Source organism: Microbacterium sp. NPDC087591, from assembly GCF_044743625.1.
GTDB lineage: Bacteria > Actinomycetota > Actinomycetes > Actinomycetales > Microbacteriaceae > Microbacterium.
Window position 1 is genome coordinate 646,292 of sequence record NZ_JBIUWU010000002.1, and the last position, 14,525, is coordinate 660,816.

General features: G+C 67.0%; 15 protein-coding genes. 6 read left to right on the plus strand and 9 right to left on the minus strand.

Annotation, left to right across the window (positions count from 1 at the left end):
- Positions 1-20: 20 nt before the first annotated feature.
- Together ACIOVG_RS13740 and uvrB are read right to left on the minus strand one after the other, a co-directional pair.
- Positions 21-353, minus strand: a complete 333-nt coding sequence (locus tag ACIOVG_RS13740; RefSeq protein ID WP_400874338.1) for a TfoX/Sxy family protein — start codon at positions 351-353, stop codon at positions 21-23.
- A gap of 20 nt (positions 354-373) precedes the next feature.
- Positions 374-2,446, minus strand: a complete 2,073-nt coding sequence (uvrB, locus tag ACIOVG_RS13745) for an excinuclease ABC subunit UvrB (RefSeq protein ID WP_400874341.1) — start codon at positions 2,444-2,446, stop codon at positions 374-376.
- Between the two features lie 156 nt (positions 2,447-2,602).
- On the opposite strand from uvrB, the gene ACIOVG_RS13750 reads away from it, so the two are divergent.
- Positions 2,603-3,217, plus strand: coding sequence for a DUF4126 domain-containing protein (locus ACIOVG_RS13750; RefSeq protein ID WP_400874344.1), 615 nt, complete (start codon positions 2,603-2,605; stop codon positions 3,215-3,217).
- On the opposite strand, the gene ACIOVG_RS13755 is transcribed toward ACIOVG_RS13750, so the two are convergent.
- From ACIOVG_RS13755 to rpsA, 4 genes are all read right to left on the minus strand, one after another.
- Positions 3,190-3,981: a GNAT family N-acetyltransferase gene (locus tag ACIOVG_RS13755; protein ID WP_400874347.1), complete on the minus strand. Its 792-nt coding sequence runs from the start codon at positions 3,979-3,981 to the stop codon at positions 3,190-3,192. The two genes, ACIOVG_RS13750 and ACIOVG_RS13755, sit on opposite strands and share 28 nt — an antisense overlap.
- 42 nt (positions 3,982-4,023) lie before the next feature.
- On the minus strand, positions 4,024-5,241 hold the full coding sequence (locus ACIOVG_RS13760; RefSeq protein ID WP_400874350.1) for an MFS transporter: 1,218 nt from the start codon (positions 5,239-5,241) through the stop codon (positions 4,024-4,026).
- A complete protein-coding gene (coaE, locus tag ACIOVG_RS13765; RefSeq protein WP_400874353.1) occupies positions 5,238-5,837 on the minus strand; it encodes a dephospho-CoA kinase in 600 nt (199 codons plus the stop codon). Before coaE ends, ACIOVG_RS13760 begins: the two co-directional genes overlap by 4 nt.
- Positions 5,838-5,958: 121 nt before the next feature.
- The gene (gene rpsA / locus ACIOVG_RS13770; RefSeq protein WP_141871675.1) at positions 5,959-7,416 is read right to left on the minus strand and encodes a 30S ribosomal protein S1; all 1,458 of its coding nucleotides are present in this window, start codon (positions 7,414-7,416) and stop codon (positions 5,959-5,961) included.
- 237 nt (positions 7,417-7,653) lie between these two features.
- Here rpsA and ACIOVG_RS13775 point away from each other — a divergent pair, with 237 nt between their 5' ends.
- Positions 7,654-8,199 (plus strand): hypothetical protein, encoded by a 546-nt coding sequence (locus ACIOVG_RS13775; RefSeq protein ID WP_400874357.1) that lies wholly within the window; start codon positions 7,654-7,656, stop codon positions 8,197-8,199.
- Positions 8,200-8,519: 320 nt separating this feature from the next.
- A complete protein-coding gene (locus ACIOVG_RS13780) occupies positions 8,520-8,996 on the plus strand; it encodes a hypothetical protein (RefSeq protein WP_400874360.1) in 477 nt (158 codons plus the stop codon).
- A 16-nt stretch (positions 8,997-9,012) separates the two neighbouring features.
- Here ACIOVG_RS13780 and ACIOVG_RS13785 read toward each other — a convergent pair whose 3' ends face one another.
- On the minus strand, positions 9,013-9,738 hold the full coding sequence (locus ACIOVG_RS13785) for a hypothetical protein (protein WP_400874363.1): 726 nt from the start codon (positions 9,736-9,738) through the stop codon (positions 9,013-9,015).
- 86 nt (positions 9,739-9,824) lie between these two features.
- On the opposite strand from ACIOVG_RS13785, the gene ACIOVG_RS13790 reads away from it, so the two are divergent.
- Positions 9,825-10,757, plus strand: coding sequence for a 5'-3' exonuclease H3TH domain-containing protein (locus tag ACIOVG_RS13790; RefSeq protein ID WP_400874366.1), 933 nt, complete (start codon positions 9,825-9,827; stop codon positions 10,755-10,757).
- A 26-nt stretch (positions 10,758-10,783) separates the two neighbouring features.
- On the opposite strand, the gene ACIOVG_RS13795 is transcribed toward ACIOVG_RS13790, so the two are convergent.
- The gene (locus tag ACIOVG_RS13795; RefSeq protein WP_400874369.1) at positions 10,784-11,770 is read right to left on the minus strand and encodes a PHP domain-containing protein; all 987 of its coding nucleotides are present in this window, start codon (positions 11,768-11,770) and stop codon (positions 10,784-10,786) included.
- Between the two features lie 10 nt (positions 11,771-11,780).
- Positions 11,781-12,845 (minus strand): anthranilate phosphoribosyltransferase, encoded by a 1,065-nt coding sequence (gene trpD, locus ACIOVG_RS13800; protein WP_400874371.1) that lies wholly within the window; start codon positions 12,843-12,845, stop codon positions 11,781-11,783.
- A gap of 287 nt (positions 12,846-13,132) precedes the next feature.
- On the opposite strand from trpD, the gene ACIOVG_RS13805 reads away from it, so the two are divergent.
- Both ACIOVG_RS13805 and ACIOVG_RS13810 read left to right on the plus strand, forming a co-directional pair.
- Positions 13,133-13,690, plus strand: a complete 558-nt coding sequence (locus ACIOVG_RS13805) for a heme-copper oxidase subunit III (protein ID WP_400874798.1) — start codon at positions 13,133-13,135, stop codon at positions 13,688-13,690.
- A 20-nt stretch (positions 13,691-13,710) separates the two neighbouring features.
- Positions 13,711-14,514 carry a c-type cytochrome gene (locus ACIOVG_RS13810; RefSeq protein WP_400874374.1) on the plus strand — a complete coding sequence of 268 codons (804 nt, stop codon included), beginning with the start codon at positions 13,711-13,713 and terminating at the stop codon, positions 14,512-14,514.
- Positions 14,515-14,525: the final 11 nt, after the last annotated feature.

Genomic DNA, 14,525 nt, shown 5'->3' on the forward strand with positions numbered 1-14,525 from the left:
CGCGCGCAGGCGATGATCGGTCAGCCAGACTGCTCGGCGTTCTCCCGGGCGACATCCAGCCAGAACATGAGTTCGCCATCGTCCGCCAGCACGCGCGGCGCGACATCGAGCCACCCGGTTCCCATGGTCCGCGATCCCATCACGGCACGCGCGACTCCGGCGCGGGTGGACAGAGCTGCTCCGGTCTCCTCGTCGACCCGGACCAGCAGCGTTCCTCCCGGCCTGGCACCGACCAGGATGTGACCGTCGAGGAGGAACGCGCGCGTGCCGAACATTCGCCGCTCCTCGACGCCACCTGCGCCGTTCAGCAGCGCGCGAACCCGGTCAGCCAGCTCCTCGCCTGCCGCGTCCATCTCACCCTCCGGTCGCACGCTCAGGCGTGGCCGGCACGCTCCATCGCCCGCAGCTCCTTCTTGAGGTCCTGAACCTCGTCACGCAGACGCCCTGCGAGCTCGAACTTGAGCTCCGCCGCCGCCGCGAGCATCTGATCGGACAGATCCTGGATCGTCGCCTCGAGTTGCTGCGCGCCCTCGGCGGCGATGCCGGTCCGGCGCAGGTTCGGCGTCGGGGACTTGCCCTTGCCGCTCGCCCGACCGCGCCCCGACATCAGCTCCGCGGTGTCCGCGCCTTCGCGCGCCAGTACTTCGGTGATGTCGGCGATCCGCTTGCGCAGCGGCTGCGGATCGATGCCGTGCTCCGTGTTGTAGGCGACCTGCTTCTCGCGTCGACGATCGGTCTCCTCGATCGCCTTCGCCATCGAATCGGTGATCTTGTCGGCGTACATGTGCACCTCGCCCGACACGTTTCGTGCCGCGCGACCGATCGTCTGGATCAGCGAGGTTCCCGAGCGCAGGAAGCCTTCCTTGTCCGCATCGAGGATCGCCACCAAAGACACCTCCGGGAGGTCGAGGCCTTCCCGGAGGAGGTTGATGCCGACGAGCACGTCGTACACGCCCGCACGCAGCTCGCTCAGCAGTTCGACGCGTCGGAGCGTGTCGACATCGGAGTGCAGATAGCGCACGCGCACGCCGTGCTCTCCGAGGAAGTCGGTGAGCTCCTCGGACATCTTCTTCGTGAGTGTCGTGACGAGCACGCGCTCATCGCGCTCCACCCGCAACCGGATCTCTTCGAGCAGGTCGTCGATCTGTCCCTTGGAGGGCTTGACGATGATGTGCGGGTCCACCAGACCGGTCGGGCGGATGATCTGCTCCACCACACCATCAGCGATGCCCATCTCGTACTTGCCCGGCGTCGCGGACAGGTACACCGTCTGCCCGATCCGGTTCTTGAACTCGTCCCAGCGCAGCGGGCGGTTGTCCATCGCGCTCGGCAGACGGAATCCGTGGTCGACCAGAGTGCGCTTGCGCGAGGCGTCGCCCTCGTACATGGCGCCGATCTGCGGCACGGCGACGTGCGACTCGTCGATGACGAGCAGGAAGTCGTCGGGGAAGAAATCGAGCAGCGTGTGCGGAGGCTCCCCCGGTTCGCGCCCATCCATGTGGCGCGAGTAGTTCTCGATACCGGAGCAGAACCCGAGCTGCTGGAGCATCTCGAGATCGAAGCTCGTGCGCATGCGCAGACGCTGCGCTTCGAGGAGCTTGCCCTGACGCTCGAACTCCGCGAGCCGCTCCTCGAGCTCCTTCTCGATCGTGCCGATCGAACGCTGGATGACGTCTGTGCCGGCGACGTAGTGCGATGCGGGGAAGATCGGCACCGACGCGAGCTTCTCGATGACCTCGCCCGTCAGCGGGTGCAGTGAGTAGAGCGCCTCGATCTCGTCGCCGAACAGCTCGATGCGGATCGCGTGCTCTTCGTAGACCGGGATGATCTCGATCGTGTCGCCGCGTACGCGGAAGTTCCCTCGCGAGAAGTCGACGTCGTTGCGGTTGTACTGCATCGCGATGAACTGCCGGATCAGCGCATCACGGTCGTAGCGCTCGCCCACCTGCAGCGCCACCATCGCGCGCAGGTACTCTTCCGGCGCACCGAGGCCGTAGATGCACGAGACGGTGGACACCACGACCACGTCGCGCCGGCTGAGCAGGGAGTTCGTCGTGGAATGCCGCAGCCGCTCGACCTCGGCGTTGATCGACGAGTCCTTCTCGATGAAGGTGTCCGTCTGCGGGACGTACGCCTCGGGCTGGTAGTAGTCGTAGTACGAGACGAAGTACTCGACGGCGTTGTTGGGCATCAGCTCGCGGAACTCGTTCGCGAGCTGTGCAGCGAGGGTCTTGTTGTGGGCGAGCACCAGGGTCGGCCGCTGCACCTGCTCGATCAGCCAGGCCGTTGTGGCCGACTTGCCGGTACCGGTGGCTCCGAGCAGCACGACGTCCGTCTCGCCCGCGTTGATGCGCGATGCGAGCTCGGCGATCGCCTGCGGCTGGTCGCCGGCGGGGGCATACTCGCTGATGACCTCGAAAGGGCGGACGCTACGCGTGGGTTGCATACTTCCAGCGTAGGCCGCCCCTCCGACATCCGGGCCGGTCACGCTGCCAGCGAAGCCCGCGCGCAGACGCGCCAGACACCCGCACCGGTCCACAGCGCGCTCCCCTCATCACGTGGTCGAAGGGCCTCCCCCGACGCCTCCACCTAAAGTGGGAGCGTGATCGAGTTCATCGTGGGCTCCAGCCTCGCCGCTGCCGCCGGTCTGAACGCCTGGATGCCGCTGTTCCTGCTCGGCCTGGCCGATCGCTTCCTCCCTGCCGTGGAACTGCCCACGGGCTGGTCGTGGCTGTCCAGCGATCTGGCGCTGTGGATCGTCGGCGCTCTGCTCGTATTCGAGATCGTCGCCGACAAGATCCCGGCGCTCGACTCGGTGAACGATCTCCTCCAGAGCATCATCCGCCCTGCGGCCGGCGGCGTCGCCTTCGGCGCGGGAGCGAGTGCGCAGACGGTCGCTGTCGACGATCCCGCATCCTTCTTCTCGAGCGGGTCATGGATTCCGATCATCACCGGGATCGCGATCGCACTGGTCGTGCATGTCGTGAAGGCCACGGCCCGCGTCGCGGCGAACGCCACCACCGGCGGGCTCGCCGCTCCCGTGCTGAGCACCGCGGAGGACGGCGCATCGTTCCTGCTCGCGGCCGCGGCGATCATCATCCCCGTCCTGGCGGCCGTGCTCCTCGTCGGACTGGTCGTCACCGCGATCGTGTTGCTCCGGCGCCGTGCACGAAAGCGCGAAGTGAATGGTCAGGCAGGCGGCGGCGTCCACACGTAAGGAGTGGTGGTCGATACCCTGACGAGGCCGGCGCGCTCGAGGATCGGCCGCGAGAACTCCGTGGAATCCGAGTTCAGGTACTTCTTCCCCCGCGCCAGGGCCGATCGGGCGCGCTCCGCCGTCAGCGCCCGGTAGATCCCTCGGCCACGCCACGCCTCCACGGTCGCACCGCCCCAGAGCCCCGCGAACTGCGTGCCGGCGACCGGCTCCAAGCGGCCGGCGCTCACCACGCGGCCATCCGACTCGGCGATCCAGAGCTCCACCTCGTCGTCCTCCTGGATCCGACGGAAGGTCGTCTCCGCGCGCACCTCCCAGTTCGGGTCGTCGAAGACGCGCCCCTGCATCTCCTCCATCGCCCACACATCCGCCCTGGTGCGCGCCCGGCGGATCAGGATGCCGTGGGGAGCAGCCAGCTCCAGCGCGAGCAGAGCGGTCTCGCCGATCATGATGGACTCGGTGTCCTCCGCGACGAAGCCGCGCTGATCGAGAGCGTCGTACAGCCCTGGCGCCTGATCGTGCCCTCGGGTCTTCCACTCGACGGAGGTGATGCCTTCCTCGCCGCGGAAGTGATCGAGCGCCGCGTCGATGAGCAGCTCGATCTGCGCGGCGTCCGCTCCCCCGAGGTCCGCATAGCTGACGAAGCCCTGCCCACCCGGGAACACGGCCAGACGCAGTGGTCCGTGGGCGTGGGTCGTCAACGCGTGCGCTGTCTCCGCGCCGGTGCGGAGTTGCGAATCGTAGGCCGCCAGGAGGTCGTCACTCATACCTGCCACTGTGACAGACCTCCGGGGGTGACGGTGCACGGGTCAGGGACGACCGGTCCGGGAGGCGCGGAGACCGAGCATCGCGATCGCGGCGGACACTGCGCACATCACGACGATCAGCAGCACGAACCACGTCCAGCTCGCCGCTCCGAACGCGAGTCCGAGCGCCCAACCGAACAGACTCGACCCCGCGTAGTAGCCGAAGTAGTACAGCGACGACGCCTGTGCACGGGTCTGCGCGGTGGCCGCGACCGGAGTCCACCCCGAGGCCACCGCGTGGGCGGCGAAGAACCCCGCGGTGAACAGGAGCAGGCCGCCCAGCACGAGCGGCATGCTCGGGACGAGCATCAGCAACGCACCGCAGGCCGTCGCCAGGATGGCCACCAGCAGCACGGGATAGCGCCCTAAGCGCGAGGCGAGCGAGCCGGCCCAGGGAGACGAGACGGTCCCGGCGAGGTAGGCCAGGAACAGCAACGTGACCAGCCACACGGGCAGGAGGAAGGGCGGTTCCGAGAGATGGAAGCCCAGATAGTTGTAGACCGCGACGAATGCTCCCATGAGCAGGAAGCCCTGGGCGTACAGCGCGAGAAGCTGCGGAGAGCGCAGAGACGCCGTCAGACGGGCGACGATGCTCGGTCCTTGCTCATCGAACCGTCGCGGCACGAACCCCTGCGCGCGGGGAGTCAGCACGAGGAACAGCACGGCAGCGAGAGCGCAGACCGTCGCGACAACCCAGATCCCGATCCGCCAGCCGGCGAACTCGCCGACCACTCCCGCCACGATGCGACCCAGCAATCCGCCGACCGTCGTGCCGGCGATGTAGCTGCCCGCCGCGGCGGCCGCGTAACGCGGGCGGACCTCCTCGCTCAGGTACGCGAGGGCGACAGCGGGGACGGCTCCGAGCGCAATTCCCTCCGCGACGCGCAGGATGAGGAACAGCCCGATCTCCCCGCTCAGCGGAGCGCACAGGCCGAGGGCAGTGGCCGCGATGACGCCGATCGCCATCGCCGGGATCCTGCCGATGCGGTCGGCCACGATGGACCACGGGATCACGGCCGCGGCGAGTCCGAGCGTCGTCGCCGATACCGTGAGCGCGGCGGTGGCCGGAGAGATGGCGAGGTCGGCGGCGATCTGCGGCAGCACGGCCTGCGTCGAGTAGAGCTGCGCGAATGTGGCGATTCCCGCGAAGAAGAGTCCGGCGATCAGACGCCGGTAGAGCGGAGAGCCCGGGGCATGACCGGCGAACGGTTCCCCGTTCACCGCGAGCGGATCCGCTCCCAGAGCGCGTCCGTCTGCGTGATCGTGTCGGCGAGTGCGCCGGCCGTGTCGATCACGACATCGGCGATCGCCAGGCGCTTCTCGTCGGAGACCTGGGCCTCGATGCGTGCCTGCGCCGCAGACTCGTCCATGCCGCGCAGCTCGACGAGCCGACGTCGTCGTACCTCGGCGGGCGCGTGCGCCACGACGATGGTGTCCCAGGGATCATCGACGCGCGCCTCGACCAGAAGGGGCACGTCGTAGACGATGACCGCGGACGGATCCGCAGCGAGCGCGGACTCGAACCGATGCTGCGATTCGGCGCGAACGGCGGGGTGGACGATGGCGTTCAGCTGCTGCAGAAGCGCAGGGGCGCCGAAGACCTTGGCGCCGAGGGCAGCGCGATCGAGCGCACCTTCTGCCGTGATCACGTCGGTGCCGAAGGTCTCGGCGATCTGGTGCAGCACAGGAGTGCCTGGAGCCTGCACGTCGCGGACGATCTGATCTGCGTCGACGATGACGGCGCCGTGCTCTGCGAGGCGGCGCGCGATGGTCGACTTCCCCGAGGCGATGCCGCCGGTGAGTGCGATGAGAGGCATGCTGTCCATCCTGGCACGCGGCGGGTTCGTCGCTTTGCGATGTCACCGCGATGCCGTGTCGTCGTGGAGACGCGAAACGGGCCGCCACCCGAAGGTGACGGCCCGTTCCAGAGCGTGATGCTTAAGCGTTGCCGCCCGAGAGCTTCTCGCGGAGAGCCGCAAGTGCCTCGTCGTCCGCCAGCGTGCCTGCACCAGCGGTCTCGCTGGAGAAGGTCTGACCGCCGCCGAAGTCCTCGCCGGCTGCCGCCTCGGCCTCGGCCGCCTTGGTGACCTGAGCCTTGTGCGCCTCCCAGCGAGCCTGGGCTGCAGCGTACTCCTGCTCCCAAGCCTCGCGCTGGGCGTCGAAGCCTTCCTTCCACGCACCGGTCTCGGCGTCGAAGCCCTCCGGGTACTTGTACTCGCCGTTCTCGTCGTACTCCGCGACCATGCCGTACAGGGCCGGGTCGAACTCGGTGCCGTTGGGGTCGACCGACTCGTTGGCCTGCTTGAGCGACAGCGAGATGCGACGACGCTCCAGGTCGATGTCGATGACCTTGACGAAGACCTCTTCGCCGACGGAGACGACCTGCTCGGCCAGCTCGACGTGCTTGCTGGAGAGCTCGGAGATGTGGACGAGGCCCTCGATGCCGTCTGCGACGCGCACGAACGCACCGAACGGAACGAGCTTGGTGACCTTACCCGGCGTGACCTGACCGATCGCGTGGGTACGGGCGAAGACCTGCCACGGGTCCTCCTGCGTCGCCTTCAGCGACAGGGAGACGCGCTCGCGGTCGAGGTCGACCTCGAGGATCTCGACGGTGACCTCCTGGCCGACCTCGACGACCTCGGAGGCGTGCTCGATGTGCTTCCAGGACAGCTCGGAGACGTGCACGAGGCCGTCAACGCCGCCCAGGTCGACGAACGCACCGAAGTTGACGATCGACGACACGACACCCTTGCGGACCTGACCCTTGTGAAGGTTGTTCAGGAACGTGGTGCGCGACTCCGACTGCGTCTGCTCGAGCAGCGCGCGACGGCTGAGGACGACGTTGTTGCGGTTCTTGTCGAGCTCGAGGATCTTCGCCTCGATCTCCTGGCCCAGGTACGGCGTGAGGTCGCGGACGCGACGCAGCTCGATGAGCGAAGCCGGGAGGAAGCCACGGAGTCCGATGTCGACGATGAGGCCACCCTTGACGACCTCGATGACGGTACCGGTGACGACGCCGTCGTTCTCCTTGATCTTCTCGACGTCTCCCCAGGCACGCTCGTACTGTGCGCGCTTCTTGGAGAGGATCAGGCGGCCTTCCTTGTCCTCCTTCTGGAGAACGAGGGCCTCGACCAGGTCGCCGACAGCGACGACCTCGTTGGGGTCGACGTCGTGCTTGATCGAGAGTTCGCGCGAGGGGATGACACCCTCGGTCTTGTATCCGACATCGAGGAGGACCTCATCGCGGTCGATCTTGACGATCGTGCCTTCGATGATGTCGCCGTCGTTGAAGAACTTCAGGGTCTTCTCGACCGCGGCCAGGAAGTCCTCAGCAGATCCGATGTCGTTGATGGCGACCTGCTTGGTGGCCGGGGCGGTCGTTGCGGTAGTCATGTAGTGGGTTGTCCTTGTTGAATGGGAACTCAGGGCTGCGAGGCAACGGCCGCGCACGGCCGACATCATGCTTCACAGCGGATGGATTGGATTGCACGTCACGAGCGCATGCAAGTGCACGCCACGAGTGACACTTCAGATTATCAGAACTTCGGATGCCGTTGGGATCGATGTCGCCGTCGACGTCACTGTGCATAACTCCCGCGGCCCCCTCGCGCATTCCACTACCGTGACCGGGTGCCTCGCCTCCACCCCGCCCCTCACCTCTCCCTCGCCGCCTGCTGCGTCGCGCTGTCTGTGATCGGACTCCTCGGATGCTCCCCCGCACCGGAACCCGAACCGACACCCACGCCTGCGTTCGCCTCGGAGGAAGAGGCCTTCGCCACCGCCGAGGAGACGTACCGGGCGTATATCGACGCTTCGAACTCGATCGACCTCCAGCGTCCAGAGACGTTCAAGGCGATTGAGGCCTTCACAACGGGGAAGTATCAAGCCGACGAGCGCAAGAGCCTTTCAGACATGCATGCCGAGGGCTACCTCAGCGGCGGCGCAATAATGGTCGAGTCCTTTGAAGGCTTGATCCTGCGCGGCGACCAAAGCGTCATTGCCAAGGCCTGTAATGACGTTAGTCACACCGTGCTCACTGACCGAGATGGAGTCTCGCTGGTCGCTCCGGATCGACCCGATCGGTACGCCCTAGATCTCGAGTTCATCCTGATAGATGGTTCTCTACGTATTGCCAGCTCCGATGTTGCCGAGAGTGACACGTGCGCAGCTCGCTAGCCACGACCGCAGCTCTGATCAGCCTGGCTGCGTTATTTGGCGCGCCATCCGTAGGCATCAGAACGTGCTCACCAATACAGCAGCGCGCGGGCCTATGCGCCAGCAACACGGGCACGACCCTCACTGTCACGGGCGAACGCGACACCTCCGGCACGGGCACGCCCTCGGCGCCTGGCGACGAGCCGGAATCGAGCACCGGCACGTGGCACCCGCCGCAGGAGCCCACATTCGACGAGTGTCTTGCCCTGTGGAGTGCGGGCCTCGAGTGCTTCCCGACCACCGACGACGGTCCCGCATCGACCGCACTCCCGGCGATCACGATGACCGATCTCGCCGCCTTCGCCCCTGCGCCGGTCGCTGCGGTGGGGGAACCAGGCAACCTCGGCATCGCCGGCATGCCAACGAACTTCGTGGCTGCGGGGTCCGCACACACCCGCACCGGGACGCTCTTCGGACTCGCGATCACGGTGCGCTTCACCCCTGTGGGCTACGACTTCGACTACGGCGACGGCGATCGTGCAAGCCTGGCGACCGGTGGGCAGACCTGGAGCAGCCTCGGCCAGGCGCAGTTCACACCCACGCCCACCAGCCATGTGTATGAGGAGCGGGGAACGTATCTGGCCGACGTCGACGTGCGCTATTCCGCCGAAGTCGATCTCGGCATGGGCATCGGCTGGCTTCCCGTGCCCGGCGAGCTCACGACCGACGGCCCTGACCAGCAGATCCGCATCTTCGAAGCGCACACCGCGCTCGTCGCGTTCACCTGCGAGCAGAAGCCGACCGCACCCGGCTGTTGAGACCGTCTGCCAGTGACTAGCTGACGAACCGCAGCACCACGGGCTCACCGTCCGCATCCACGTGATCCGCGAGCGTCAGCACAGCATCCTCTGCGATGCCCTTCGCCGCGACGAAGGTGATCTGCCGAACCAGATCCATCGTGCAGATGGTGTCGGTGTGCTCATGCAGGCGGACGACGGCCTCGGTCTCGCTGACCGCCTCCACCTCTCCGGATCCCGGCATGCAGGTCGACGAGCCCCACGTGAGCACCGCGAGTTCCTGGTCCCCGATCCATGTGACGCCGGGAACCTGCTCGTGTCCGCCGCCCGGAGGCAGGATGCCGCCGTTCTCCAGGCCCGGCAGCGTGAGCGAGCTCTTAGCACCGCTCGCCGCGATCACGGTGAGCTCCACCGGATACGAGGAATCGACCTGCGGGGGCAGCGAGATGTACGTACCGTGAGCGGTCTGCACGGTCGCGCACATCTCGTCCTCGCTGTCGACGAGCACGATCTCGAGCGCCTGGTCTCCGGCGACGAGATCGCCCAGGTGCGGCGCGCAGGCATCCCCCCAGGTCTTCAGGATGAACGCCGAGGAGTTGAGCCATCCTGCCTGCGGCGCGTAGGACATGTCAGAGGAGATCGGTCCCGCCGTCGATTCGGGCGCCGACGAGCTCCCCGCCTTCGTCGCGCACCCGGTCAACAGGGAGGAGAGCAACAGCCCACCCAGGGCGAGAATGGAGAGTGCACGAAGAGACGCTGTCATACCTCCGAGTGTCGAAGCGAGGCGAACCGTCTCAGGCGCAGCGCATCTCCCTTCCCCTGTCGCCCGCCCGTGCCAGACTGTCGTTCGTGACCGACCGTCTCATGTTGCTCGATACCGCCAGCCTCTACTTCCGCGCCTTCTACGGCGTGCCCGACAAGGTGACAGCCCCCGATGGCTCACCCATCAACGCTGCGCGCGGGCTGCTCGACATCATCGCGAAGCTCGTCACCCTCTACGAACCCACGCATGTCATCGCATGCTGGGACGACGACTGGCGCCCACAGTGGCGCGTCGATCTCATTCCCAGCTACAAGGCGCACCGGGTCGTCGAGGTCGTCGCTGCCGGCCCCGATGTCGAAGAGGTCCCCGATCCGCTCGAGACACAGATCCCCCTCATCCGCCAGACGCTCGACGCGCTCGACATCCCCATCATCGGCATCGCCGAGCACGAGGCCGACGACGTGATCGGCACCCTGGCGACCGACGCCGACATGCCCGTCGACATCGTCACGGGCGACCGCGACCTCTTCCAGCTCGTCGACGACGCCCGCGACGTGCGGGTGATCTACACCGCACGCGGCATGAGCAACCTCGAGATCGTGACCGATGCGACGGTCGTGGCGAAGTATGGAGTGCTCCCCTCGCAGTACGCCGATTTCGCGACGATGCGCGGAGATGCGTCGGACGGCCTCCCCGGAGTCGCAGGGGTTGGCGAGAAGACGGCGGCCACGCTGTTGCAGAACCATGTCGATCTCGCCGGGATCCGTGCTGCTGCCGAGGCCGGAGAAGGCATGAGCGCCGGCGTGCGCGCCAAGGTGCTCGCCGCATCCGCGTACCTCGATGTCGCACCGACCGTGGTCGCGGTGGCGACGTCCCTGCCCATCTCGGCACCGGGCACCCGCTTGCACGCTCTCGATGAGGCGGAATCCGCAGCTGCACTGGCTCTGGCGGCGAAGTGGAACCTGGGCGGCTCGATGGATCGTGCGATCGCCGCCGTCACTGCCGCAGCGGCGGTCTGAACGGCCCCTCCGAGCTCGACCTCAGATCACCCTGTCCAGGCGAGCAGTCGCTCCACACCCCACGTCGTGACGATCCGTGCGGCCGGAACACCTGCGCGCTCGGCGCGCTCAGCCCCGTGGTCGAGCAGAGAGAGCTGACCAGGGGCATGGGCGTCGGAGTCGATCGAGAACAGGCACCCTGCGGCAAGGGCGATTGCGATGAGCTCGTCCGGCGGATCCTGGCGCTCGGGTCGCGAGTTGATCTCCACGGCCACACCGTTCTCCGCGCAGGCGGCGAACACCGCGGCCGCGTCGAAGGCCGACGGTGGGCGCGTCCCCCGCTCCCCCTCGACGAGCCGGCCGGTGCAGTGGCCGAGCACGTTGACGCGCGGATGCGAGACGGCCGCGATCATCCGTGCGGTCATCGGACGCGCGTCCATGCGCAGCTTCGAATGCACGGACGCCACGACCACGTCGAGCTCTGCGAGCAGCTCGGGGTCCTGATCGAGCGCCCCGTCCTCCAGGATGTCCACCTCGATCCCCGCGAGCAGGGTGAATCCGTCGCCCGACTCCGCCCGGACGAGCGGAATCTGCTCCCGCAGGCGCTCGGCGGACAGGCCGCGGGCGACCCGTAACCTGGGCGAGTGATCGGTGATCGCCTGGTACTCGTGCCCCTGCGCCCGCGCCGCCGCAGCCATCACGGCGATCGAAGTCGTGCCATCCGACCAATCCGTGTGGGCGTGGAGGTCTCCGCGGAGCCTGCTGCGCAACGCCGACACCCGTTCGGGCTCGACATCACCACGCAGTTCCACCAGGTAGTCCGGCACCTCTCCCTCCTGCGCCTGACGGATCACGGCGAAGGTCGATTCGCCGATGCCCCGGCTCGCCCGCAGACGGGTCGGGTCCGTGCGCACCTCGTCCGGGAGTTCCTGGAACGTCGCAGCAGCCTGGCGGAACGCCTTGGCCCGGTACCGGGACGCCCGCTCGCGCTCGAGCAACGAGGCGATCTCGAGCAGCGCGGCGACCGGATCCACGTCGAGGCTCCTAGACCGTCGCGAGCTCGCGGCTCACGCTGATCCACTGATCGAGCTTGGCTGCGGCACGGCCATCATCCACGGCAGCCGTCGCACGACGGTATCCCTCCCGCAGGCGCTCGAGGATCGGCACCTGCACCTGGGTCGCATCCTGGGACAGCTCGTAGGCCACGATCCCTGCGGCCGCATTGAGCAGCACGATGTCACGGACCGCACCGGCCTCGCCCTGGAGCGTGCGGCGGAGCACCTCGGCATTGTGCTCAGGTGAGCCTCCCAGCAGATCGGCGAGTTCGGCGAGGGGGATGCCGAGATCGCGAGGATCGAGATCGTGCTCGTGGATGTCACCGCGAGTGACCTCCCAGATCCGGCTGTGGCCGGTGGTGGTGAGTTCGTCGAGGCCGTCGTCGCCGCGGAACACGAGAGCGGTGGCACCACGAGTGCGGAACACGCCCGTGATCAGGGGCACACGCTCGATCTGCGCGACACCGACCGCATTCGCCTCAGCGCGCGCAGGGTTGCAGAGCGGGCCGAGCATGTTGAACACCGTCGGCACGCCCAGTTCCGAGCGCACGGGGCCCGCGTGCTTGAAGCCGGGGTGGAACGCCCCCGCCCACGCGAAGGTGATGCCCGTGCGGTCGAGGATCGACGCGACCGACGCGGGGTTCAAGGACAGCTCGAGGCCCAGAGCCCCCAGCACGTCCGACGAGCCCGATGCCGAGCTTGCTGCGCGGTTGCCGTGCTTGACGACGGGAATACCCGTGGCGCCGATGATGATGGCCGCGGTGGTCGAGACGTTCACCGTACCCACCCGATCGCCACCGGTGCCGACGATGTCGAGGACGTTCGGGGAGACAGGCAGTGGAACGGCGGCCTCGAGGATGGCGTCGCGGAACCCGACGATCTCGTCGATCGTCTCGCCTTTCGCGCGGAGGGCGATGAGGAAGCCGCCGAGCTGCGCCGCCGTGACCTCGCCGTTCATGATCTGACGCATCGCCCACGTCGACTCCCAGACGCTCAGATCACGACGCTCCAGCAGAGAGGTGAGCACATCGGACCAGGTCAGAGAATCAGCCATGTGTGCGATCCTATCGGCGCGGGAAAACGTGCAGATCGTTCCGAACGTGTGACCGTCGCGACCGCTTCCCCTGTTTCCCGCGGATTCACCGACTATTCGCAGTGTTTTCTTAGGGTTACCTAAGTCGAATACCGGCAAAACGAGGGCGTCCGGTGCAAGAATCACGTCTGAGGATCGGCCATAATGGAAGGGTGACGACCTCAGCGACGTATGCCCCGGCGGCGAGAACCATCAAGCGGCCCAACCCGGTAGCTGTCGGCACCATTGTGTGGCTCGGCAGTGAGGTGATGTTCTTCGCGGGACTCTTCGCGATCTACTTCACCCTTCGCAGCACCTCCCCCGAGCTCTGGGCGGATCGGACCGAACTGCTGAACGTTCCGTTCGCGTTCGTGAACACCGCCATCCTGGTGCTCTCCTCGTTCACGTGCCAGATGGGCGTGTTCGCAGCCGAGGACCTGCAGCCGTACAAGATCGGCAAGGGCCAGAAGAACGGCGCCGGTCGCCGTCGCCTCTTCGGCTGGGGCATGGTCGAGTGGTTCTTCCTCACCTTCGCACTCGGCGCGATCTTCGTCTCCGGTCAGGTCTGGGAGTACGCACAGCTCGTCGCCGAGGGGATGCCGATCCAGGCCGACTCGTACGCGTCTGCGTTCTACCTCACCACCGGCTTCCACGCACTGCACGTCACCGGCGGACTGATCGCGTTCCTGCTCGTCATCGGACGCGCATACGCCGTCAAGAATTTCCGGCACAAGGAGGCGACCTCCTCGATCGTGGTGTCCTACTACTGGCACTTCGTCGACGTCGTCTGGATCGTGCTGTTCGTCGTTATCTACTTCCTGAAATAAGAGCGGAGCTGATCCCCGAGATGGCACGAGAGAAGAAGCGCCGTTCGAATGGCCGTCGCAGTCCCCTGGCTGCGGCAGCTCTCATCGGAGCAGGCCTCATGATCACCGGCGCCGTGTACGCCGGTACCACCGCCGCATTCGCTGCGACGGACACCCAGACCGCAGCGACCTCGCAGCTGACCGTCGAGGACGGCGAGAAGCTGTTCCAGGCGAACTGCGCGACCTGTCACGGTCTCGACCTGCAGGGCACGGCCAACGGCCCGAGCCTCTACGGAGTCGGCGAGCTCGCCACCGAGTTCCAGCTCTCGACCGGTCGCATGCCGCTGCAGATGCAGGGGCCGCAGGCTCCGCAGAAGACGCCGCAGTTCACCGAGGAGCAGATCCTCGCGATCTCCTCCTTCGTGCAGGAGTCCGCTCCCGGCCCGACCTTCCCCGATGACCACATCCTCGACGGTGGCGGCGATGTGGCGAACGGTGCGGAGCTGTTCCGCGTCAACTGCGCGATGTGCCACAACGTGGCCGCCGCGGGTGGTGCTCTCACCGAGGGCAAGTACGCCCCGGCTCTGACCGAGACCAGCGCGCTGCACATGTATGCCGCCATGGTTACCGGCCCCCAGAACATGCCGGTCTTCGGAGACATGAACCTGTCGGACGAGGACAAGCGCGACATCATCTCCGCGCTCCTCTTCCAGCAGCAGTCCGTGCAGATCGGCGGATTCTCGCTCGGTTCGCTGGGCCCCGTCTCCGAGGGCCTGTTCGTGTGGATCTTCGGCATCGGCGCGCTCGTCGCCATCACCGTGTGGATCACGGCGAAGTCCAACTGACGCTTATTCAT